Origin of the sequence: Streptomyces atroolivaceus (assembly GCF_000717025.1) — a bacterium.
In the GTDB taxonomy this organism is placed as follows: Bacteria; Actinomycetota; Actinomycetes; order Streptomycetales; family Streptomycetaceae; genus Streptomyces; species Streptomyces atroolivaceus.
The window spans coordinates 261,786-284,076 of record NZ_JNXG01000003.1; the positions used below are offsets into that span (position 1 = coordinate 261,786).

The 22,291-nt window shown below is 69.3% G+C and carries 21 protein-coding genes and 1 tRNA gene; 7 read left to right on the forward strand and 15 right to left on the reverse strand.

Going from position 1 to position 22,291, the window contains the following annotated elements:
* Positions 1-37: 37 nt before the first annotated feature.
* Positions 38-1,084, forward strand: a complete 1,047-nt coding sequence (locus tag OO67_RS10315; RefSeq protein WP_033299110.1) for a LacI family DNA-binding transcriptional regulator — start codon at positions 38-40, stop codon at positions 1,082-1,084.
* A gap of 183 nt (positions 1,085-1,267) precedes the next feature.
* Positions 1,268-3,304 (forward strand): TerD family protein, encoded by a 2,037-nt coding sequence (locus OO67_RS10320; RefSeq protein WP_033299111.1) that lies wholly within the window; start codon positions 1,268-1,270, stop codon positions 3,302-3,304.
* A 552-nt stretch (positions 3,305-3,856) separates the two neighbouring features.
* Here OO67_RS10320 and OO67_RS37870 read toward each other — a convergent pair.
* From OO67_RS37870 to OO67_RS10375, 11 genes are all read right to left on the reverse strand, one after another.
* Positions 3,857-4,333, reverse strand: coding sequence for a hypothetical protein (locus tag OO67_RS37870; protein WP_157841660.1), 477 nt, complete (start codon positions 4,331-4,333; stop codon positions 3,857-3,859).
* Between the two features lie 47 nt (positions 4,334-4,380).
* Positions 4,381-4,791: a gas vesicle protein K gene (locus OO67_RS10330; protein ID WP_033299468.1), complete on the reverse strand. Its 411-nt coding sequence runs from the start codon at positions 4,789-4,791 to the stop codon at positions 4,381-4,383.
* Between the two features lie 51 nt (positions 4,792-4,842).
* The gene (locus OO67_RS40780; RefSeq protein WP_382055711.1) at positions 4,843-5,103 is read right to left on the reverse strand and encodes a gas vesicle protein; all 261 of its coding nucleotides are present in this window, start codon (positions 5,101-5,103) and stop codon (positions 4,843-4,845) included.
* Positions 5,100-5,924 carry a GvpL/GvpF family gas vesicle protein gene (locus OO67_RS10340; RefSeq protein ID WP_244300115.1) on the reverse strand — a complete coding sequence of 275 codons (825 nt, stop codon included), beginning with the start codon at positions 5,922-5,924 and terminating at the stop codon, positions 5,100-5,102. The genes OO67_RS40780 and OO67_RS10340 overlap by 4 nt, the downstream gene beginning before the upstream one ends.
* Positions 5,921-6,391, reverse strand: a complete 471-nt coding sequence (locus tag OO67_RS10345) for a gas vesicle protein (RefSeq protein WP_382204178.1) — start codon at positions 6,389-6,391, stop codon at positions 5,921-5,923. Before OO67_RS10345 ends, OO67_RS10340 begins: the two co-directional genes overlap by 4 nt.
* A 37-nt stretch (positions 6,392-6,428) precedes the next feature.
* Complete coding sequence (locus OO67_RS10350; protein ID WP_033299114.1) at positions 6,429-7,631, reverse strand: SRPBCC family protein; 1,203 nt, start codon at positions 7,629-7,631, stop codon at positions 6,429-6,431.
* Positions 7,624-8,229, reverse strand: coding sequence for a hypothetical protein (locus tag OO67_RS38540; protein ID WP_051709264.1), 606 nt, complete (start codon positions 8,227-8,229; stop codon positions 7,624-7,626). Before OO67_RS38540 ends, OO67_RS10350 begins: the two co-directional genes overlap by 8 nt.
* Before the next feature lie 26 nt (positions 8,230-8,255).
* Complete coding sequence (locus OO67_RS10360) at positions 8,256-8,513, reverse strand: gas vesicle protein GvpG (protein ID WP_033299116.1); 258 nt, start codon at positions 8,511-8,513, stop codon at positions 8,256-8,258.
* Between the two features lie 31 nt (positions 8,514-8,544).
* Positions 8,545-9,258, reverse strand: a complete 714-nt coding sequence (locus tag OO67_RS10365; protein WP_033299118.1) for a GvpL/GvpF family gas vesicle protein — start codon at positions 9,256-9,258, stop codon at positions 8,545-8,547.
* Between the two features lie 3 nt (positions 9,259-9,261).
* Entirely contained in the window at positions 9,262-9,711 is a 450-nt protein-coding gene (locus OO67_RS10370; RefSeq protein WP_033299120.1) for a gas vesicle structural protein GvpA, read from the reverse strand.
* Positions 9,712-9,773: 62 nt separating this feature from the next.
* Positions 9,774-10,070, reverse strand: coding sequence for a gas vesicle protein GvpO (locus OO67_RS10375; RefSeq protein ID WP_033299122.1), 297 nt, complete (start codon positions 10,068-10,070; stop codon positions 9,774-9,776).
* 491 nt (positions 10,071-10,561) lie between these two features.
* Between OO67_RS10375 and OO67_RS10385 the strand changes: the two genes are divergently transcribed.
* From OO67_RS10385 to OO67_RS10400, 4 genes are all read left to right on the forward strand, one after another.
* Positions 10,562-12,811, forward strand: coding sequence for an endonuclease (locus tag OO67_RS10385; protein WP_033299125.1), 2,250 nt, complete (start codon positions 10,562-10,564; stop codon positions 12,809-12,811).
* Positions 12,812-12,971: 160 nt separating this feature from the next.
* A complete protein-coding gene (locus tag OO67_RS10390; RefSeq protein ID WP_157841661.1) occupies positions 12,972-14,060 on the forward strand; it encodes a hypothetical protein in 1,089 nt (362 codons plus the stop codon).
* 132 nt (positions 14,061-14,192) lie between these two features.
* Positions 14,193-14,630, forward strand: a complete 438-nt coding sequence (locus OO67_RS39275) for a peptidoglycan-binding protein (protein WP_033299126.1) — start codon at positions 14,193-14,195, stop codon at positions 14,628-14,630.
* A 533-nt stretch (positions 14,631-15,163) separates the two neighbouring features.
* Positions 15,164-16,711 carry a S8 family serine peptidase gene (locus tag OO67_RS10400; protein WP_033299127.1) on the forward strand — a complete coding sequence of 516 codons (1,548 nt, stop codon included), beginning with the start codon at positions 15,164-15,166 and terminating at the stop codon, positions 16,709-16,711.
* Between the two features lie 256 nt (positions 16,712-16,967).
* On the opposite strand, the gene OO67_RS10405 is transcribed toward OO67_RS10400, so the two are convergent.
* The 3 genes from OO67_RS10405 to OO67_RS10415 form a co-directional block, all read right to left on the reverse strand.
* Positions 16,968-17,040: transfer RNA gene (locus OO67_RS10405), tRNA-His, on the reverse strand.
* Between the two features lie 125 nt (positions 17,041-17,165).
* Complete coding sequence (gene orn / locus OO67_RS10410) at positions 17,166-17,771, reverse strand: oligoribonuclease (protein WP_033299129.1); 606 nt, start codon at positions 17,769-17,771, stop codon at positions 17,166-17,168.
* 10 nt (positions 17,772-17,781) lie between these two features.
* On the reverse strand, positions 17,782-19,014 hold the full coding sequence (locus OO67_RS10415) for a helix-turn-helix domain-containing protein (protein WP_033299130.1): 1,233 nt from the start codon (positions 19,012-19,014) through the stop codon (positions 17,782-17,784).
* 824 nt (positions 19,015-19,838) lie between these two features.
* Here OO67_RS10415 and OO67_RS10420 point away from each other — a divergent pair.
* Complete coding sequence (locus tag OO67_RS10420; protein ID WP_033299132.1) at positions 19,839-20,360, forward strand: universal stress protein; 522 nt, start codon at positions 19,839-19,841, stop codon at positions 20,358-20,360.
* A 68-nt stretch (positions 20,361-20,428) separates the two neighbouring features.
* On the opposite strand, the gene glmS is transcribed toward OO67_RS10420, so the two are convergent.
* Positions 20,429-22,258, reverse strand: a complete 1,830-nt coding sequence (glmS, locus tag OO67_RS10425; protein ID WP_033299134.1) for a glutamine--fructose-6-phosphate transaminase (isomerizing) — start codon at positions 22,256-22,258, stop codon at positions 20,429-20,431.
* Between the last annotated feature and the right edge of the window lie 33 nt (positions 22,259-22,291).

The window sequence follows — 22,291 nt, forward strand, 5'->3', positions numbered from 1 at the left end:
CCCGCTGTGAGAAATTGACCGCGAACGGGAGGCAGCCATGGCGGCAGCGCGAGTACGGAGTGGCGGGCGGCCCACGCTCGAAGAAGTAGCGGCCCGGGCCGGAGTGGGGCGGGGCACGGCCTCGCGCGTCATCAACGGCTCGCCCCGGGTCAGCGCACAGACCCGGGAGGCCGTCGAGGCGGCTGTCGCCGAACTCGGTTACGTACCCAACCGCGCGGCCCGCGCGCTCGCGGGCAACCGCACGGACGCCATCGCGCTCGTCGTGCCCGAGTCCGAGACCCGGTTCTTCGCCGAGCCGTACTTCTCCGACATCGTGAGGGGGGTCGGGGCGGCCCTCGCCGACACCGAGATGCAGTTGCTGCTGACCCTCGCGGGCAACGACCGCGAGCGCCGCCGGCTCGCCCAGTACCTGACCGCGCACCGGGTCGACGGAGTGCTCCTGGTCTCCGTCCACGCCGACGATCCCCTGCCGGACCTCCTGGAACAGCTCGGCATGCCGGCCGTGATCAGCGGTCGCAGGCACGCGGCGGAGACGCTGCCCTCGGTCGACTCCGACAACTTCGAGGGTGCCCGTGCCGCCGTCGACCACTTCATATCGCGAGGCCGCCGCTCCATCGCCACGATCACGGGCCGCCTCGACGTCTACGGCGCCCAGCGTCGCCTCGACGGCTACCGCAAGGCCCTCGCGGCGGCCGGCCACGACCCCGACGAACGGCTGATCGCGCCCGCGGACTTCAGCGAGGAGGGCGGCGCCCGCGCGATGCGGGAGCTGCTGGAACGCCGCCCCGACGTGGACGCGGTCTTCGCCGCCTCCGACGTGATGGCGGCGGGCGCCCGCCAGGTCCTGCGCGAGTCGGGCCGCCGCATCCCGGACGACGTGGCCCTGATCGGCTTCGACGACTCCGCCGTGGCCCGCCACATGGACCCGCCCCTCACGAGCGTGCGCCAGCCGATCGAGGAGATGGGCCGCACGATGGCCCGCGTCCTGCTCCAGGAGATCGCGAGCCGCTCGTCGGGTGCCGCCCCGGAGGAACGACCGAGGATCGTGCTGCCCACCGAGCTCGTGGTGCGGGAGTCCTCCTGAGGTTCGTAGTCACCCAGGGCGGTGTCGTGCACGTGACGGGCAGATTTTTCACCAGTTCTCCATGAGGCGGCGGCGCGGCCGCTAAAGTTCCCGGTGTCCGGCGAATGTGTGACGCACCACACAACGTCACGCAATGATCTGCCGTGCGTGCGTTCTGGCCCGGCAGTGCATCTGGGGGGCCGCATGCAGAAGATGGTCAAGGGCGCGAACGTCGGACTGGCGGAGCTCAGCGAAGACGTCGGCTCCGTGATGATGAGCCTGGGCTGGAGCAGCCCGACGGGCGAGGGAGACGCGGATGTCTCCGTGCTGCTGCTCGACGGCAACGGCAAGGTACGTAGCGACGCCGACTTCTGCTTCTACAACAACCCGATCGCGGGCGACGGCAGCGTTCAACTGCTCGGGAAGACGCCCACGGCCGACGGCAGCGAGGATCGGATCAGCTTCGATCTCGACGCGGTACCACCAGATGTCGAGCAGATCGTGGTGGCCGCGAGCCGCTATGGCGGATCCCGGTTCGGCGATCTGAACGATCTGCATCTGACACTCGCGGACAGCTCCGGTGACAGTCTGGTCCAGTTCTCCATCGAGGACGCGGGTGCTGTGAGCGCCTTCATCTTCGGAGAGCTCTACCGGCGCACCGGCGCGTGGAAGTTCCGTGCCGTCGGGCAGGGCTATGAATCCGGTCTGGGCGGACTGGCGACGGATTTCGGTGTCGACGTCGACGACGATGCCGGAGAGGAAGACCGGGAGCAACTCTCCGAGAAGGAATCCGGGCAGCAGGAGCACCAGGACGACGCTCCGCAGGCGGTTGTCCCCGCCCCAAGGGCCCCGGAACCGGCTCCCGCAGTCGACGACGAGACGACGCCGCCCGAGCCGAAGCGCCGAGCCAGGCCACGTACGGCGAAGAAGAAGGTCACGCTCCCGAAGACCGCGAAGAAGTCCCTCGCCGAGAACGATTCCTGGCGCACGGCCCGGTTGTTCCCCTTGTCTCCGCTCAAGAACGATCGCGAACGTGAGACGCGTGCGACCTCCGTCCTGTTGTCGGTGATGACCCAGGTGCCGGCGTTCGGGCGCCGTCTCATGGCAGGGTTCGGCGCCCCGGCCGGGCGCATGGAGACGTTCACCGAGGTCTCACTGCCGCACGGCGACTCACCTCGCCGTCCGGACGGAGTGATCCGGGTCGAGCGGGCAGGCAAACTGTGGACCGCTCTGGTCGAGACAAAGACGAACGGCAACGCCCTCAAACCGGACCAGGTGCAGGCGTACATGGATATCGCGGCCCGGCGTGGCTACGAGGCCGTCATCACCTTGTCGAACGATGTGGCGCTCGAAGGCAGCCCTCTCGTCGACGTCAGGATCGACGGCCGACGGAAGCACAAGGTCGCTCTCTGGCATCTCTCCTGGGCCGAAGTCGCACACCAGGCGCAGATGTTGATCCGTCACGAGGGAGTGGACAACGCTACGCACGCGTGGCTGTTGCAGGAGCTTCTGCACTATCTCCAGCACGAGCATTCGGGCTGTCACGGATTTCAGAACATGGGTGCGGCCTGGGTGCCCGTCCGTAAGGGGATCGATGACGAAACGCTCTGCCAGGGTGACCCGCGGGCGACTGAAGTCATCGAAAGCTGGGAAAGACTGGTCCGGCAGGTCTGTCTGCGGCTCGGCGGTGAGCTCGGACAGAAGGTGCTCCCCGTCCAACGCGCCAAACGAGGGACCGACCCCCGCACCCGCCGCGCCGGTCTCGCTGACACGCTCTGTTCACGCGGACGGCTGGACGCCGAGCTTCGGATCGAGGGCACTCCGGGAACTCTGGCCATCGCCGCTGATCTGCGCACGGGGAAGCTGCGTACGTCGATCGAGGTGGCGGCGTCCGAGCAGGGCTATCCGCTCAACCGGGCGAAACGTCTGATCCGGCAACTCGCCTCCGCACCCGCAGACCTGCATATCGAGACAATCGTCGCAGCCGACGGAGTGGGGCCACGCGGAACGCTGGAGAGACTGCGCCCCGAGCCCGCCGACCTCCTTCCGAAGGACGGCGGGGAGATCGTGGGCTTCCGTCTCTCGCTGTTCAAGGGAATGGGCAATGGGCGCGGCAGTGCGGAGTCCGGTTTCATCCGTAGTGTCGACGAAGCGGTGGACCGCTTCCATGCCCTGGTGATCGCTCAGCTGGAAACGCGTGGAACACGCCGTACAGGGGACGAGGTGGAGGCCGCCCGCTGACCCGATGCGGTTCGCCGTGCCCCCGCCGCGTCGGGGAGACTGCGCTGACTCATACGGACGGCCGGCTGGGAGCTGGCGAGGGTGGCTACCGTCACAGGAGACATCGTCATGCCAGTGCTTCTGGCGGGGTCTCGCGGGACGAGGATCGGAGTCGAGCATCGACCCAGGCGACCCCGCCGGTACCCAGCCGGGCTACTTTCTGGCAGGTCCGACGACCGAATCTGGGTCGCCTGACCAGGCCTGGCCCTCGGTCGGTCACGGTCAGTCCGAACTGGGCGGCGTCGGGTTGGCCCAGCGCGGCGTACTCCAGCCAGACCTGCTCGATCTCCTCCCAGAGAAGTCCGGGGCCGTACTGCCAGACATCCTCTCCGGTGGCTGCGGTGGTGGCTGCGCCGTCCGCACGGCTCGCCCACACCTGTGCACCGCGTCTGCCAAAAGCCCCGCGGCTCGTCGTCGCGGCCGGCGGGAGACGTTGCGGGCCCGTGACCCACGGAAGGAGGGCCGACAGTGGTCTGTCGGCCCTCCGGGGGTCAGGTGTCTGCAGCGGACCGGTCAGAGCCGGCCACCGGTGAGGCGGGTGAGCGGACCCATCTGGGTCCTGGCCGTCTGGCGTCCCAGGGCGAACGCGCCACCGACCAGGCCACCGAGGCCCGCGGCGGCGCCCACGGCGATGGCCTTGCGGTGCTTGACCACGGTCCAGGCGGTGGTCGCGGTCGAGGTCACCTTGCCGGCCGTGTCCATGACGGTCTGGCGGCTGGTGTCCCAGCCGGCGACAGCGGCCCGCTTCGTCGCCAGGCCGGCCGACCGCACACCGGTCTGCGCCGACTCGGCGGCGTCCTGGACCGAGGACTTGGCGTCCTGCGCCGATGACTTCGCCTTCGAGGTCGCGACCGCCGAGCCGGACTTGGCCTGGTTGCCGGCTGCCGCAGTGGTCTGTCGCCCCTTGGCGGCGGCCGTCCGGGCACCCGTACCGGCCTTCGCCGCAGAACCGTTCACATTCTTCTTGGTTTCTTCGCTCTCTGCAGTCATGGTGTTCGTGTTACCCCTCGACGCGGCTCGAAACGGTGTGGCGGAGTTCAGCCGGAATCCCGTGGAAGCAACGAACCCAGCGGGCCCAGATCCAGGTTGAGGTCCTCCATGGTGAGGTCGTAGCGCTCGCAGAGCTCCGACATCCGGTCCTGGAGGATCATCAGCGTCATCCCGATGCGTTCTTCCTGGTCCTCGCGGAGATCGCCCACGTCGACCCGGTGCAGAGCGGTGCGCTCCATGAGCTGGCGCAGCAGTTCGACGATCGTCAGCACCAGTTTGATGAGGTCGCGTTCCACCGTGTCCGGGTCGGTCGCCAGGCGCTGGGCCGGGCCGCTGCGTGTGCCCTGCTCGTCGGGTCCCGCGGGTACGAGATCGAATGCGCGGGCCGCCGCTTGTGCGACCTCCTGGAGGTCCGCCGCCCGCGTACGCGGCTGCGTCTCCCCGGCTTCCTCAACCATGGACTGCTCCTCGTTCATCCGCCGTTGCCGTGCGGGGCGTGCGTACGGCTCTCACCACGGCGCCGGTTCCTCCGAGGTGATCGACCGGATCACCGCTCTCAGATTGATGTGCACGAGATCGACGTCGGCGACCGAGAGAACCAGATCTCCCGTGAGCACCGCTCCGCCGTTCAGCAACCGGTCCAGCAGGTCGATGAGCGCCACCTGGCGTCCGGCCAGTGACTCGACGGAGTCGTCGGGCGCGGCGGAAAGCCCGGCGCGGGGTTCGGCGAAACCCGCGCCGGGCATGGCCGCGCCGAGTTCGTCGTTCATCGCGGTTCACCGCCGCCAGGGGCGGGCGGGGTCGCGAAGGAGTACGGCGCCCAAGGGCCCGTGACCTCGACGCGCACACCCGGTGCGTCGTCCGCGAGCCCGGTGAGGGCCGCGCGGAAGGCGTCGGCCTGGGAGCCGTGGACCAGGTAGGCGTCGTTGACGATGTTCTCGCCCGCGGCCTGGGCGAGGTCCCCCTGCTGCGGGCGGTGCGTGACGTGCGCCCTGGCGAGGCCGGCCACCCGGGCGGCCACCTCGGCCGCCACCGCACCCGCCGCCCGATAGGTCTGACGGTGGTTCTGCTGCTGGGCGCGGCGCTTCTGCAGATACGCCCGTCCAGGGCTCGCAGCCGTGTCCGTGTCCGGCCCCCGGCTGCTCACCGTGACCGCCTCGCGCGGGTCCGCGTAGACCTTCACACCCAGCTCGACGTGACCTTCGAGGCGGGCGAGCAGAGCGGAGAACTCCGGCTCGCGCTCGTCGAGCATTCCCCGCACGCGTTCGTCGTCGAGGTAGACGGTCACCAGGCGCATGGGCAGTACGGTCGCGTGCTCGTAGGCCGCTTCGACCACCGCGTGGTGGGTACGCGCCAGCACCTCGAGCCGGTCGAGATCCTCCATCTGCGCCTTCACGCCCTCGGTTCCGTACGAGGCGGAGGGTACGGACGAGACCAGGGCGACGAGCTCCCCGGCGGCAACCGCCCGCAGCGGGCCTCCCTCCAGCCCGGGCAGGCCCGCGAGCGCCTCGCCGAGAGGGGTACCGGCGCGGCTGACGGCGTAGACGTAGGACATCGCCGGGCCCGTCGCCGGATCCACTTCCGCAGTCACTTCGACTCCTCACCTTCAGCGTTCTCCGCCTCGCCCCGCCGGGGGAGCGCGTCCTGGCCCGCCCCGGCGTCCGATGCGGCAGGCAGCCCCACAGCGGCCCTCAGCTCGGCTATCTCGGCCCGCAGCCGCGCGTTCTCCGCTTCCACCCGATCCACCGCGGCGTCCTCCCGGGGCGCGCCCTGCACCTCGGTCCTCGCTCCGGGGCGGGCCCGGGAGGAGAGCGAGGGGTCGTGCTCCCACCAGTCGATGCCCATCTCCTTGGCCTTGTCCACGGAAGCGACCAGCAACCGCAGCTTGATCGTCAGGAGTTCGATATCGAGCAGATTGATCTGGATGTCACCCGCGATGACGACGCCCTTGTCCAGGACGCGTTCGAGGATGTCGGCCAGATTCGCGGAGGACTGCTGCTGGCCGTACGGGGACGCTGCCGAGGTGGCCCCCATGCGGCCGGCCAGTGAATCGGTCACTTCGGATCAGTCCCATCCGTGCTGTGGGCGGAGCATGTCAGCTGCGTGCGGAAGCGGTACGGCGCCGGGGGGCCGGCTCCTCTTCTTCCTCTTCCTCAAGGGGCTCCTCCTCGGCGTCCTCGTCCTCCTCGTAGTCCTCCTCGGACCGGGGCTCGTCGGCGGGACCCTCGTCCTCCGGGTCCTCGTCCTCCTCGTCCTCCTCGTCCTCGTAGGACTCGTCCTCCGCAGGGAGTTCCTCGTCCTCCGGGGGGAGTTCCTCGTCGTCGTACTCCGCCGCGGGTTCCTCGTCCTCGCCGTCGGCCGGCTCGCCGTAGGTCTCATCGGCGTGTCCGGAGTCCGCCTCGTCGTCGCGCTCGGGCTCCTCCGCCTCGGAGCCGTTCTCCTCCTCGGCGCGGGCTTCCTCCTCCTCGACCGCCTCGTCGTGATCCACGACGACCTCGCCGTCGCGGATCTCACCGCGCCAGCCGTCGGTCGCCTCGCCGCGCATCATGATGAACTTGCGGTAGAGCTTCAGGTCGAGGCGGGCACGGCGGCCCTGGGCGCGCCAGATGTTGCCGGTCTTCTCGAACAGCCCCTTGGGGAAGTACTCGAGGACGAGCAGGACCCGTGTCAGGTTGTCGGTGATGGCGTGGAAGGTCACCACGCCCTTGACCGTTCCCTTGGCGCCCTCGGTGGTCCAGGTGATCCGCTCGTCCGGGACCTGCTCGGTGACGTTCGCCTTCCAGCTGCGCGTGGACTTGGCGACCTTCACCTTCCAGTTGCTGCTGGTGTCGTCGGCCTTCTCGACGCTCACGACGCCCTTGGCGAAGGTGCTGAACTCCTGGAACTGGGTCCACTGGTCGTACGCCTCGCGCACCGGCACACCGACGTCGATGTCCTCGGAGATCGTGACGCTCTTCGACTTGCCTCCGCCGCCCTTGCGCCCCTTGCCGAACAATCCCTTGACCTTGTCCTTGACGGCGTCCTTCAGGTGGGAGGCACCCGCGCTGACGGCGGCCTGAGCCGGTGACTTGCCCTCGCCGAGCGCCTTGCCGCCCTTGGCGAGGCTCTTCACCGCACCACCGGGGGCGTCCTTGCCGTCCGCGAGTCTGCCGACCCCCTCGCCGAGCCTCTGGCCGAGGTTGGTGACCGTGTGCAGCGCGCGTGCCCTGACGTAGTTCTGCAGCTCGTCCTTGAGGCGGTCGGTGGCGGGGTTCTTCGCCACGTCGTCCTTGAGCTTGCTGAAGGCGGTGTCAGCCATTGCTGCCACCCCGGTCCCGGCGTGCGTCGGACGAAGCCGTCCTGCGGGCCCCGGAGGCGGCCTTGCGGGCCGGGGCGGCCTTCTTCCGGGCACCGCCCGAGGCGGTGCGACGGGCGCCGGACGCGGCACCTCCCGCGGACTTGGCCGTCTTCTTGGCTGCTGCCTTGCGGCGCGGCGCGGGCTTCTCCTCGGTGGCCTCGTCGTCGGAGTCCTCGTCGTCCACGTCGTCCCGCGCGTCGAGGTCCTCGTCCGTCACGTCGTCCCCGGCCTCGTCCTCCTCGTCCCGCGCCTTCGCGCCGGAGGGGTCCTCGAGTTCGAGGGTGCGCTTGCGCAGGGAGTCGGCGAGGCCGGTCGCCCGCTGCGTCAGGGCGTTGGTGGCGGCCGTCTTCGTGGCGCCCACCAGCTCCTTGCGGACCTGGTCGTTGACTGTGCCGAGGAGCGGCGAGTCGGCCAGCATCCTGCCGAGCTGCTTCGGGTCCAGGTTCAGCTTCTTGCCGGCCAGGAACATCCCGAAGCCGATCGCCAGTTTGGCCTTCTTCGTGCGTCCCAGCAGGTAGCCGCCCACGAGGGCCGCGCCTATCTTCGCGTTGCCGGTCATCTGTTGAGCACCTCAATCTCCCAAGATCAGGAATTGTCGTTCAGGCGTCTCTGATAGGTCTCGCATTCCGCGAGCCAATCGAGCAGTTCGTCCTCGCGCCGGTCGAATTCTTCCTCGTCGATGTTTCCGCTCAGCAATTCACGTTCCAGCTCGGCCAACTGCGTACGTACGGGGCCGGGGTCGTAGTGTTCGCGTTCGGCGGCCAGTACCACCTGGTCGAGAACCCAGACCGTGCCCCGCATCGGGGCGAGAGGAAGGGTGAGCAGCTGGGAAATGAGGCCCATACGTGGGTACTCCCGTCTGCGAGGGCCGTACTCAGACGAAGCTGTAGGGCGGGAGAGGGCCGTTGAGCGCGAACGTGTAGTCGTCGCCCCGGCGCTCGGCCTCCTCGTGCACCGCCTGTGCGAAAGCGGACGCCTGGTCACGCCGTACGAGGTAGGAGACGTTCAGGAAATGGGTCTTCGTGGGCTCTCCTTCGGAGATCCGCTCGGCGGCGTCCGCCAGAGAGGCCGCCACTTCCTTTCCCGCCGCTTCCTGCCGTCCCTGGATCTCGCGCGACACGAGCTCGCCGAGGGCCATCATCTGGTCCTGGGCCCCCGGATTCTCCCGGGTGTACTCGCTGAGCCGCCGGGCCTCCTGCGATTCCGCGAGAATTTCCCGCAGCAGGCTCTGCTCTTCGCGGGAGACCTTCAGGTTGTACTCGAGACGGCCGTCCAGCTCGGAGAGGCGGGCGGTGTAGGCGTCCTTCCCCTGCTCGAGAGCGGCGCGTACCTGTTCGTCGTCGGGCCCCACCAGGCCGAAGCGCATCGGCAGTGCCGCGCCGTCGGCCATCAGCCGCTCCAGCACGCTCTGGTGCGCGACGAGATCACGCCGCTTCGCGCGCAGTTCGGCGGGGGTGTCGCTGACGACCGCGCCGAGCGCGCCCGTCTTGACGGTGCGCAGGTCCGACGCCGGCTCCCCGACTCCGGACAGGCCGTCCAGACGGAGTGGGTGGTCAGCCGCGGTGATGGCGTAGATGTAGGTCGGCACGGGTTACTCCTCCCCTCGCTGGGACGTACGACGGCTGCTGCTCGAAGCGGACGTCTTGCGCGCCGGCCGCTTCTCCTTCTCCTTGTCGTCGGAGTCGTCACGGCCGCCCTGGAGGGAGTCCGTGAAGGCCTCGACGGCGCCGGTCAGCGCGCCTTTCGACTTGCCCTTGGCGCCGCTCTCCATCGTGTCCCCGACTATGTCGGTGAGCTGGGCCGGAGCCTTGCGGCCCGACTCCAGGTCCAGTCGGTTGCACGCCTCGGCGAAGCGCAGATACGTATCCACGCTGGCCACCACGACACGTACGTCGATCTTGAGGATCTCGATACCGACGAGCGAGACACGAACGAAGGCGTCGATGACGAGCCCCCTGTCGAGAATGAGCTCGAGAACGTCGTAGAGATTTCCGGATCCGCCACCGCTGTTGGAGGCGTTGCTCTGCTGTACGAGACTCATGGTCGGTCTTCCTTCCAATGAGTTGTTCTACACGGACACGGCTGCTCGGAGGACGGACCGCCTCAGCGGTCGACCTGTCCTCGTGAGTACCGTCGAATTCGTTCGTAGCCCACGAGTTGACCCTGGCCGTCGAGCCTCACGCGATAGGAGGCCATGACGCTCATGGTGTCCGGGATCTTCTCGATCTCGACGACTTCCACATGTGCCGTCCAGCCGTCGTCCGTCGCATTCAGCGAAGACACCGAATCGGGTTCACGCTGGAGGAGTGCGGCAAGCTGTTCGGCTGCGTTTCGCATCGCCGTGGAGACATCGACCCGGCCGTTGCCGTGATCGCTTTTGGTGTTCTCGGTCGTCGCCATGTGTTTCACCTGCCGTGCGTCATCGTGGCTTCCTGCCGGGCTCGTTCGGTCAGCCATCCGTTCGGGGCTGAACTTCGCGTGCCCATGAGATCCGAACGTATGCATGAAGGCTCATCACGCCTTCCACACAGCTGCGGATTTTCGGCACGCATGGGCTCCCGGCCGCCCCGCCCGGCCGGACCGCCGACCGGGACACGGAAAGGCCCTGCCGCGTCGGGGGACAGCGCGGCAGGGCCCGTGAAGCCGGGTGCCCGGGACGGGGACTCCGCATGCCGTCCTGGGGCCGGTGTGGCCGGAGTCACCGCGTCTGCCGGGGCTCGGCAGGGGAAGGACGAGCGCCTCGACGCCGGTTCGGCGGCCGGGGCCGAGCCGCGGTACGCGTACCTGATCGAGGAGGTGACATGTGAACAGGCGACCACCGGCTCCGAGAGGAAATCCGTTGTCCTCGTGCACACAATGGAATGGGGAACCAAGAGACGGAGGTAACGCTCATGGTCACCTCAGGACGTGTTGCCCGGGCCGAAACCGGTTACGCGGCTCAGATGGAACGCGCCGGGCTGCGATTCGAGAGCCGGACCGCGCAGCGGGAGGAGAACCGCCGCACCGTCGCGAGCCGGGGGGTGCTGTACGCCGACGAGCCCGAGCGGGTCGAGAAGCGGCTGGCGCGGTTGAACGCGGACTGGTCGCTGGCCAGGTCGATCGAGCGGACGCCCTCCGAGCCCGCCACGACGACGGGCAGCACCCTCCCGCTGGGCCCCGCCGAGTTCACGGCCGACGTCCTCGGCCTGGAGCGCCTGATGGGGCGCAACAACCTCACCGGAGTGGCCTTCCTGGAGGGAGGACACCTGGCCGCCCGGTCGGTGGGGCGGGTGACGGTGACGGGCCCCGGGGGCAGCAGGCACTACGGGACCGCCTTCATGGTGTCGCCGTCGCTGCTGATGACCAACAACCACGTGCTGAGCAGCCAGGAGGAGGCGGGGAGGGCCCTCGTCGAGTTCAACTACCAGGCGGCTCTCGACGGGCGTCCGCTGGCTCCGGCGTCCTTCGCGCTCGAACCGCAGAGGTTCTTCGCGACCGACGTCGACCTCGACTTCAGCGTCGTCGCCGTGGCCGAGGCAGGCGACCAGGGGGAGCGGCTGGCCGATTTCCACTGGCTGCCGCTGGACGGTTCGCAGGGAAAGGTCATCATCGGGGAATTCGTCAACATCATCCAGCACCCTGACGGCGAGCCCAAGCAACTGGCGCTGCGGGAGAACCAGGTCGTGGATCTGCTGGACCGGTTCCTCCACTACTACACCGACACCGCGCGGGGTTCCTCGGGGTCCCCGGTCTGCAACGACCAGTGGGAGGTCGTCGCGCTCCACCACTCGGCCGTGCCGGAGACCGACCCGGAGGGACGCCACCTGACCGTCGACGGGGCGCTGTGGCAGCCGTGGATGGGCGAGCACAAGCTGGCGTGGAAAGCCAACGAGGGGGTGCGGATCAGCCGCGTCCTTCAGGCACTGAGCCGGCTGACCCTGAACGGAACCGCCGCCCGGCTGCGGGACGAGCTGTTCCAGCCGAAGGGTGGCGCACCCCTGCCGGGCGAGGGCCCGCCGGCGGCGGCCGCGGGGGCGGCTACGGGGCCTGGTCCCGTTCCGTCCCAAGGACCTGACGGGATGATCCCGGGTGCGCACGGGCTGCTCCCGGGCCCTGACGGGCAGGGCCCGGCCGCCTACGGGCAGGTCCCGGGCCCCGGCGGGCCGCTGCCGGGCCTCACGGCGCAGCCGGTGTCCGGAGCCGCTGTGGACGTCACCGTGCCGCTGCGCATAACCGTCGGAGTCGTCACCCCTGCTCCGGAGCGGCCGGCCCTCGACGGGACGGCCGCCTCCGGCGCCGCGGAACGGGACCTGAACGCGGCCCTGCTCAACCTCCGGCTCATGGAGGGACGCCCCTACTACGACCGCGAGGCCGACCTCGCCGCCAGGGACGCCTACTACGCCGGCATCGACGTGGACTCGGCGGGCGACGCCCTGCGGGATGCGCTGACAGGCCTGTTGGAGGAGACCCACGAGCGTCGCCCCTCGTACAGCCCCGCCCGGATGCTGTACCCGTGGGTGGATCTGCACCCCGACCGCCTGCTGCGCAGCGTCTACTCCGGAAAGACGTTCACGGCGGAGGAGCTCATCCGGGCCGACGCCGCCGCGGAGGCGGCCCGGCTGGGCCGCATGCAGGCGTTCATGGTGCGCGAGAGCACGGTCGGTCCGGACCGGTTCGCGGCCGAGCTCGACACACTGGAGGCGTCGCTCCCGTTCAACTGCGAGCACGTCGTCCCGCAGTCCTGGTTCACCAAGCGCGAGCCCATGCGCGGTGACCTGCACCACCTGTTCGCGTGCGAACCGGCCTGCAACAGTTTCCGGAGCAACATCCCGTACACGGACTTCCCCGGCTTCGACGAGGCCGTGCGGGACGACTGCGGAATGCGCGAGAGGGAGGGATTCGAGCCCGGGCACAGCAAGGGCGCCGTCGCCAGGGCCACCCTTTACTTCCTGCTCCGGTATCCGGGACTGATCGGAGACGCGGAGGGAGAGTTCCCCCAGGACCGCCTTCCCGTTCTCCTGGGCTGGCACGAGAGCGAGCCGGTGAGCGAGTACGAATCGCACCGCAACGCGGCTGTCGCCGAGATACAGGGGAACCGTAATCCTCTGATAGATCACCCGGAGTGGAGCCGGAAGGTCGACTTCTCCGGTGTCTGGCGCTGAGCACGCGGCTCCCCGTCCGGCGGGCTCCCTCCCGTGACCAGAACCGGGACCGGGACCGGGACCGGGACGGCAGCGGCCGTGCGGGGCCATGCGGTTACGCCTCGTCGGAGCACGAGGCACGGTGATGGATCTCCGTCCGGGCGACGGCAATAGTCGGCACATGAGAATCACGCGAGAAGGCAGGGAGGCGAGCGAGCGCGAGAAGGGATTGTGGGAGCTCAGAGAAGCCCTCACCTCCCGCATCGGCGAACTCGAGGCGCTGCTCCGCGCGGAGTGCGGGGCCCCGGGCGGGCAGCTCTCCGCGGAGCGGGAGACGCTGCTGGCGCAGGCGGTCGAGGAACTGGGGGAAGCGAAGGAAACCCTCCGCCACGACCACCCCCGGCGTCAGCCCGCGGCGCACCTGGCCGTGGCACAGGCTCACTTCGACGTCGCCCACACCATGATGCTGCGCATGGCACCGCTGGAAAAGGTCGGCGCCATGGTTCCCGGCCTGCTGGCGTACGCCCGCGAACACCTCACCGTGAGCGACGAACGGAGGGTCCAGGCCGAGCAGATCGCCACGTCCGTCCGGGCGGGGGGCGCACTCGACGAGGCGCAGCGCCTGGTCCTCGTCGACACGATGAGCGTCGCGCGCCAGGCGCATCTGCGGGAGACCCTCCGCGTCCGGAGCTTCAGCCGCATCGTGTACGGCCTCTTCGCCGTACTCACCGTCATCGTGATCCTCGTCGGCGTCTTCGGCGCCCTCTCACCGGCGACGGTTCCCCTGTGCTTCCAGCCCGAGGGCTTCGGAGTCGTGTGTGCCACGAGCAGTGAGCCGGTGGACCAGTTCCAGCGGCCCCGGCCCGATGTCGACGAGCTCTACGCACAGGCCGCGTCCCCCTGGGACTACGTCGTCGTCGAGTTCGTGGGGGTCGTTGCCGCGGCCATCGCCGCGGCGGCGTCCCTGCGGCGGATCAGGGGCAGCTCCACGCCGTACAACGTCCCGGTGGCCTTGGCCCTGCTCAAGCTGCCGACGGGCGCGCTGACCGCCGTACTCGGGCTCCTCCTGATGCGCGGGGAGTTCGTTCCCGGGCTGCAGTCGCTGGACTCGTCCGCCCAGATCATCGCCTGGGCCGTGATCTTCGGTTACGCCCAGCAGCTCTTCACGAGATTCGTCGACAACCAGGCGCAGACGGTGCTGAACTCCGTCGGAGGACCGAGCGCCACCCCGGGCAAGCAGGCCAGGGACCCGCAGATCCCTCCTGTCTGAGAACGCCTGGGGCGCGCGCGGAATCGGTGCTGTGGGCGATGGAAACCACAAGCGGATCGGTCCTGACATTCTCGTGCCGTATTCGCGCCGGAGAAATAGCTGGGCACCCAGAACGGGACTAATCTAAGCGGTATGACGACACAACACGAAACGCGGCACGACACGTACTACATCGTACGGAAGGGCGACACCCTTTCCGCCATCGCGAGGCGCTATGACACCACTGTGAAGCAGCTTCAGATCTGGAACCACATCGCCGACGTGGACGTCATTCACCCCGGGCAGCGGCTCATCGTCGCGAAGCATGACGATTTCGTCCCCTTCCCCGGGAAGGACTGGTTCGCGGGTATGCCGAACAGCCCCATCATTCTCATGATGGCCTACCGGCTGATCGACGAAGGATGCAACAGCTATCCAGACAACGTGGAGGGTGTCAGCCCGCGTTGGGACGAGGATCACCGGAACTCCTACGCCAAGTGGCAGCGCAAGCTGGGCTACAGCGGCTCGGACGCGAACGGCGTACCGGGACGGACGTCCTGGGACAAGCTGCGCGTGCCCTTCCCGGACTAGCGGTCACCGTGTGTCCTTCCTGGACCGGCGGTCACCAAGACCCGCGCACGGACAGGAACCGTCCCGCCCGCCCGGCGATGCCGCCGACCTGAGCGAGGCGTGCCCCACACACCTGCGCCCAGGTCGGCGATGTCCGCGTTCCCGGTACCGTTCCCCGCGTCGGCGTCGCCCGGCGGGGCGGCCCGGGGACGGACCCGGCGGGGCGGCCTGGAGGCAGAGCGGATCGAAGGCGAGGACGGTTCGGCCCTCTCCCGTTCCCGGATTCTCGAAATGCATGTCCGGGTGATCCGGTAATCGTTGACCAGGCAAATTCCCGGATGTCGAAACAGGACTCCTGCCGGGCGTGCAATGCGACGTGCTGCATCCTTCGTGGCCGGCTTCACACGACGAGGCGTCAGAAACGCTCGAACCCAAAATGTTGCCGCGCATTGCGGGGGAGAGAAGACTGGAAGCCGAAGAAATTCCCTGGGGCGCGGGTGCGGGTTCGTGTTGACGCCGGGATTTCCCGCAGACAGACATGAGAGGCGAGTGACATGACGCGCCAGTACTACCAACGCGGCCGTCTCGTCGAGGCGGAGGAGATCAGCGGCGTCGTCGCCGTCAAGGTGGAGAGCCAGGCCCCCGGCGGCGCCGGCATCGGTGCGGAGCTGGGCAGCAGCGCCACCGACGCGATGCGTGAGGCAGGCGTCGACGAGGAGACCTCGGACGCCTTCGCCCGCGCCAACTGGTTGCTCGTCAGGCCGACTCCGCAGACCCGCGAGGCGTTCACCGCGGGCGAGGAGATCCCCGGGACGGAGGCGACCGGCACCATCGTCAGGCGGCCCAACGGAAGGATCGGCATCGCGACCGACGCCCTGACCGTCCGGCTGGATCCGGCGCTCTCGGAGGAGGAGGCCGAGCGGGAGCTGGAGACGGCCAGGCTGACGGTCCTCAACAAGCTCGGCTTCGCGAAGAACCTGTACGAGGTGCGCGCCCCGGCGGGGCGGGACTCCCTCATGGCCTCGGTGGAGCTTCACGACAACCGGCGTTTCGTCTTCGCCGAGCCGTCCTTCGTCGAGCACGTCCCCGCCCGGTTCCGGCCCACCGGCATCCGCTACTCCGAGCAGTGGCAGTGGAGGAACGCCGGCACAGGCGGTGGCGTGGCGGACGCCGACGTCCATGTCGAGACGGCCTGGGACCGCACCTTCGGAAAGGGGATCCGGGTCGCCGTCATCGACAACGGCTTCGACGCGGGCCATCCGGACCTGGTCGCCGGTCTGGACCCGCTGACGGGCTTCTTCACCGACGGCCCGCACGGCACCGACTTCACCCAGAGCGTCTCGGACATGCCCGACAGCGACCACGGGACCTTCTGCGCCGGCATGGTCGGCGCCCGCCACGACAACGGTGCGGGCGGTACGGGAGCGGCGCCCGAGTGCGTCCTGATGCTGCTGGCGTGCCTGGGAGACCAGGTGGGTACGCAGACGACGCTGGCCCGCGCCGTGGGTTACGCGGCCGATCCCTCGACGGAGGTTCCCGGGGCCGACTCCGGCGGCGGGGCGGACATCCTGGTCAGCAGCCTGGGCCCGAACGGCGCGGACTGGGACCTGACGAGCACGCTCGACCTCGCTCTCGAGTTCGCCGCCACGAAGGGACGCCAGGGCAGGGGGCTGCCGGTCTTCTGGGCGGCGAGCAACGGGAGGAACGTCGACATCCTCAAGGACGAGGTCGTCTCCCACGCGGATGTGATCGCCGTGGTGCGGTCGAACAATCAGGACCGGGAGGACCATGCGGCACGCGGTCCTGAGGTCGAGCTGATCGCGCCCGGGGTCGATGTCCTCAGCACGACGTCCGGGGGTGGCTACGGAGTCAGCACCGGCACCAGCTTCGCCGCTCCCTGCGCGGCCGGGTGCGCGGCCCTGGCACTGGCGGTGAACCGCGACCTCACCCGCGACCAGCTGCGTGAGGTGATGCACGGGTCGGCGGACAAGATCGGAGGACCGGACGTCCGGTACGACGCGGCCGGCCACAACGACGACTACGGCTTCGGCCGGGTGAACGCCTCCAAGGCGGTCGAGCTGGCCGACGGGATGACGCGATGAGCGAGGAACCGGAGGTCCCCGGCCTCCGTGAGACCCGTCCCGATCTGGGGTGCCGGCCGGTGCCGGCCGGCGCCGCGCCGTGACAGGGCGGGCATCGGCGAGTACCCGGAACCGGGCGAAAAGGTGTGCGGGATCACGTCCCGCGGTGACCGTCCGCCGTCGGCGCCTCGGAGGGCGAAGGCTTCGGGGAGGGCAAAGGCTTCGGGGCACGAAGAAGGCCCGACCTGTTCTCGCAGGTCGGGCCTTGATCATTGAGGGTGAGTAACGGGACTTGAACCCGCGACATCCTGGACCACAACCAGGTGCTCTGCCAGCTGAGCTATACCCACCATGTCGCCCGGTCTTTTTCTGACCGGCCGAGAAAAAGTGTACAGGGTCCGAGCGGGTGCTCGCGCCCGCATTCATCAGGAGGGGTGCACGGGCCCCGGAGGGCCCGTGACCAGCGGTTGTGCGCCTACTGTCCGGCGGGCGGCGTGTGGCGCGCCGCGATCTCCTTGGCGCGGGCCGAGTCCGGGCCGGGCTGCGGCACGAAGACCGCGTCCCGGTAGTAGCGCAGCTCCGTGATGGAGTCGCGGATGTCGGCCAGTGCCCGGTGGTTGCCGTTCTTGTCCGGACTGTTGAAGTACGCCCTCGGGTACCAGCGGCGCGCCAGCTCCTTGACCGAGGACACATCGACGATCCGGTAGTGGAGGTAGCCCTCCAGCGACGGCATGTCACGCGCGAGGAAGCCCCGGTCGGTGCCGACCGAGTTTCCGCACAGCGGGGCCTTGCCCGGCTCCTTCACGTGCTCGCGGATGTACGCCATGACCCGCTCCTCGGCATCGGCCAGGGTCGTGCCCCCGGCCAGCTCGTCGAGGAGGCCCGAGGCGGTGTGCATCTGCCGCACCACCTCGGGCATGGTCTCCAGGGCCGCGTCCGGAGGGCGGATCACGATGTCCACCCCTTCACCGAGCACGTTCAGTTCCGAGTCGGTGACCAGCGCTGCCACCTCGACGAGTGCGTCGTCCGTCAGCGAGAGCCCGGTCATCTCGCAGTCGATCCACACCATACGGTCGTTCATGGGCCCCACCCTACGGGGCGCTGCGCTGCCCCGGCAGGGCCGGGCGGCCCGGAGCGTACGCCTCGGGACCCGGTCCGAAGCGGTCCACGGGGCCGCCGGGAGTGGCGGCCGCGGTGACCGGGGAAGGGCCGGGTGAGGACGCCGCGGCGGTCCTCCGGCCCGACGCCGTGCCCTGGGTGGGTACGGACGTCTCGAGCACCGCGCCGACGCTCTCCAGCGCCCCGCCCTGCGGACGGCGGGCACGGTAGGCGGCCCGGTACGCGGCGGGCGAGGAGCCCAGCTGGCGGCGGAAGTGCCCGCGCAGCGCGACCGGCGAGCGGAAGCCGCACCGGCCCGCGACCTCGTCGACCGAGTAGTCGGAGGTCTCGAGCAGACGCTGCGCCTGCAGCACGCGCTGGGTGATGAGCCACTGGAGAGGTGCGCTGCCCGTGAGCGAACGGAACCTGCGGTCGAAGGTCCGTCGGCTCATGTAGGCGCGCGCGGCCAGCGTCTCCACGTCGAACTGTTCGTGGAGGTGCTCCAGGGCCCAGGCCACGACCTCGGCGAGCGGGTCGGAGCCGATCTCCTCAGGTAAAGACCTGTCGAGGTAGCGCTCCTGGCCGCCGCTGCGCCGCGGCGGTACGACCAGCCGGCGGGCCAGGGCCCCGGCCGCCTCGGTGCCGTGGTCGGTACGGACTATGTGGAGGCACAGATCGATTCCGGCCGCCGTCCCGGCCGAGGTGAGCACATCGCCGTCGTCGACGAACAGCTCACGCGGATCGACGTGCACCGACGGATAGCGCTTGGCCAGCGTCGGCGCGTACATCCAGTGCGTGGTGGCCGGGCGGCCGTCCAGCAGGCCGGCCGCGGCGAGGACGAAGGCCCCCGTGCAGAGCCCGACGATGCGGGCACCCTCCTCATGGGCGCGGCGCAGCGCGTCCAGGGCCTCTGCGGGCGGCGGGGAGGTGATGGAACGCCAGGCGGGCACCACGACGGTGCCTGCCCTGCTGATCGCCTCCAGGCCGTACGGCGCGCTGAGTTCGAGCCCGCCGGTCGTGCGCAGCGGCCCTTCCTCGCCACCGCATACCAGCAGGCGGTAGCGGGGAACGCCCGCGTCCTGCCGGTCGATTCCGAAAACTGAGAGCGGAATGGAGCTCTCGAAGATAGGGCCGCCACTGAACAGCAGCACGGCTACGACTTCTCGGCGTCGCCGCCCGGTCAGTTTCCGTGCGGCCTCCGTTGCGGTGGCGGAGTCCTGGCTCATGACGCTAAGCCCCCCTCGGTGTTCGCGTCTTTCTGGTCCCTACGGGCCTGTCGCTCCTGCACGTTTCCCCTCGGTCTCGCACGCGTCCCCAGTCCTCGAGATTCAAGATCGAATCTACTGCGTCCCGTGGTCACGACGTGACACGTTCCCCCACCGGCACTATGTCGACAAGGCAACTTGGCGCGAAGCGTTCGATCACGAAGCGTTTCACTCGTGAGCCCCGCAGGGAAGTGCGCGTGGCGATCATGGCCCGTCCCCATAGGGTCAAAGCGTACCGCGCGGTCTATTCCTGCCTGGTGGCACGTGGGTTGGGCGGCCGTGATGCCAAGAAATGGAGGGGTAGGCGAAGTTGGCTGAAAACCGATGGTTGCGTGCGCGTATTCCAGTCATGCGACCGGCGTACGCCTCCTGCCGTCGGGGGCTTCCGTGCGCCTCCGAGGCGGTTCGAAGCCGCCCGGACCGGGGCGTCAACGATGCGCAGTCACGCGATGGCGGGGCGTGACGGTCCGGAAAGGAAGACCGGATGGCGCATTCGGCAGCCCTCCCCGGGGCGTCGCGAGGTCCGGCCGGCGAGCGTGACCGGGACCCGTCAGAGGGTCCACCAGCTGGATGTACGACGCAACCGGCATTGCCATACGGGGCAGTCTCCGGCATGCTCCCTCCATTGCCGCATGCGTCGTGCGAGGGCTGGGCAGTGGAGGAGTGGCGCCGTACCCTTGGGGGTAGGGGGTTGGGAAGACGTTTCCCGGACACAGCTTCACCGCTCGCAGGCACACCTCCACAGCCGCTCCCTCCTCACGAGGACTCTCTTCGCCGAGACACCGATGGCCGGTCACGAAATGCCCGAACCCGCAGACCGCAAGCAGGTAGCCGACCCCGGGTCGGAGCCGCGGACGGTCGAAGAGCCACGCCCTTCCTGCGATCCCGCCTTCCGGCATGGCGTCGTGGTCGGATTCGACGGCTCCATGTCCAGCGAGCGCGCCCTCGCGTACGCCATCGGCATGGCGAGCCGGCACAGCTCCGGGCTGATCATCGTCCATGTGGCCAACCGGCTGCCGACCACGGTCTGGGCGGGCTGTGAGCCGCCCGTCTTCGTCGACGTGCCGGACCACCGCACCGAGGTCCTGGGCCTGGAGCTGGCGTGCGCCGACTATCTCGCCGAGGTGCCCTGGGTGCTCGTGGAGCGCGGCGGGGACATCTGCCACGAGCTGGAGGAGGTCGGCCGGGAGTACTCGGCCGACGCGATCGTCGTCGGTTCGACCCACGGCATCGTGGGCCGGATCTTCGGATCCGTGGCGGGCCGCCTCGCACGCCGCGCCCAGCGCCCGGTCATCGTCATCCCCTGAACGGCGAAAGGCTCCTGACGGGATGTCAGGAGCCTTTGCGTGTGTCTGTCCGCGAAGGGGCGGAGGGGCTACTCGACGGTGACCGACTTCGCCAGGTTGCGCGGCTTGTCGATGTCACGGCCCATGGCCAGAGCCGTGTGGTAGGCGAGCAGCTGCAGCGGGATGCCCATCAGGATCGGGTCCAGCTCGTTCTCGTTCTTCGGTACGACGATCGTGTGGTCGGCCTTCTCCTGCTCGCGGTGGGCGACGGCGAGGATGCGTCCGCTGCGGGCCTTGATCTCCTCCAGGGCGGCGCGGTTCTTCTCGAGCAGGTCGTCGTCCGGGACGATCGCGACGGTGGGGAGCGCCGGCTCGATGAGCGCGAGAGGGCCGTGCTTGAGCTCCGAGGCGGGATAGGCCTCGGCGTGGATGTACGAGATCTCCTTGAGCTTCAGGGAGGCCTCCAGTGCGACCGGGTAGCCCCGGACGCGGCCGATGAACATCATCGACTGCGCGCCCGCGTACACCTCGGCCAGCTTCTTGATCTCGTCCTCCGACTCGAGGATCTGACCGATCTGCTCGGGCAGCTTGCGCAGCCCCTCGATGATCCGCTTGCCGTCGGAGACCGACAGGTCGCGGATGCGGCCCAGGTGCAGGGCGAGCAGAGCGAACGCGACCACGGTGTTGGTGAAGCACTTGGTGGAGACGACGCAGACCTCGGGGCCGGCGTGGACGTACATGCCGCCGTCCGCCTCACGGGCGATCGCGGAGCCGACGACGTTCACGACGCCGAGGACACGGGCGCCCTTGCGCTTGAGCTCCTGGACCGCGGCCAGCACGTCGTAGGTCTCACCCGACTGGGAGACGGCGACGTACAGGGTGTCGGGGTCCACGACCGGGTTGCGGTAGCGGAACTCGGACGCGGGCTCCGCGTCCGCGGGGATGCGGGCCAGCTCCTCGATGAGGCCCGCGCCGATCATGCCCGCGTGGTACGAGGTGCCACAGCCCAGGATCTTGATCCGGCGGACCCCGCGGGCCTCGCGGGCGTCCAGGTTCAGGCCGCCCAGGTGCACGGTGGAGAAGCGGTCGTCGATGCGGCCGCGCAGCACGCGGTCCACGGCGTCGGCCTGCTCGGAGATCTCCTTGTGCATGTACGTGTCGTGGCCGCCCATGTCGTACGACTCGGCCTCCCACTCCACGGTGGTCGGCGTGGCCGTCGTGGTCGAGCCCTCCGTGGTGTACGTACGGAAGTCGTCGGCCTTGAGGGTGGCCATCTCGCCGTCGTCGAGGGTGACGATCTGGCGGGTGTGCGCGACCAGGGCCGCCACGTCGGAGGCGACGAACATCTCCTTCTCGCCGATGCCGAGCACGACCGGGGAGCCGTTGCGGGCGACGACGATGCGGTCGTTGAAGCCGGCGTGCAGGACGGCGATGCCGTACGTGCCCTCGACGGACTTCAGGGCCTCGCGGACCTTCTCCTCCAGCGTGACCGCCTGGGAGCGCGAGATCAGGTGGACCAGCACCTCGGTGTCGGTCTCGGAGAGGAAGACGACACCGTCGGCGACGAGCTTGGCGCGGATCTCGGAGGCGTTGTCGATGATGCCGTTGTGGACGACGGCGACCTCGCCCTCCGCGTCCAGGTGCGGGTGCGCGTTCTCGTCGCTCGGGGCGCCGTGGGTGGCCCAGCGGGTGTGGGCGATGCCGGTGGTGCCGGCGAAGCGCTTGGGTACGCGGGCCTCCAGCTCGCGGACCCGGCCCTTGGCCTTGACCATCTTCAGGGTTCCGGGCTTGCCCGCCGGGGCCTTGCCCGTGATCACGATGCCCGCGGAGTCGTATCCCCGGTACTCCAGCCGCTGCAGGCCTTCCAGCAGCAGCGGGGCCACGTCACGCTTCCCGATGTAACCGACGATTCCGCACATATCTCTGCCCCTCCATCGACGTACAAAAGTCCG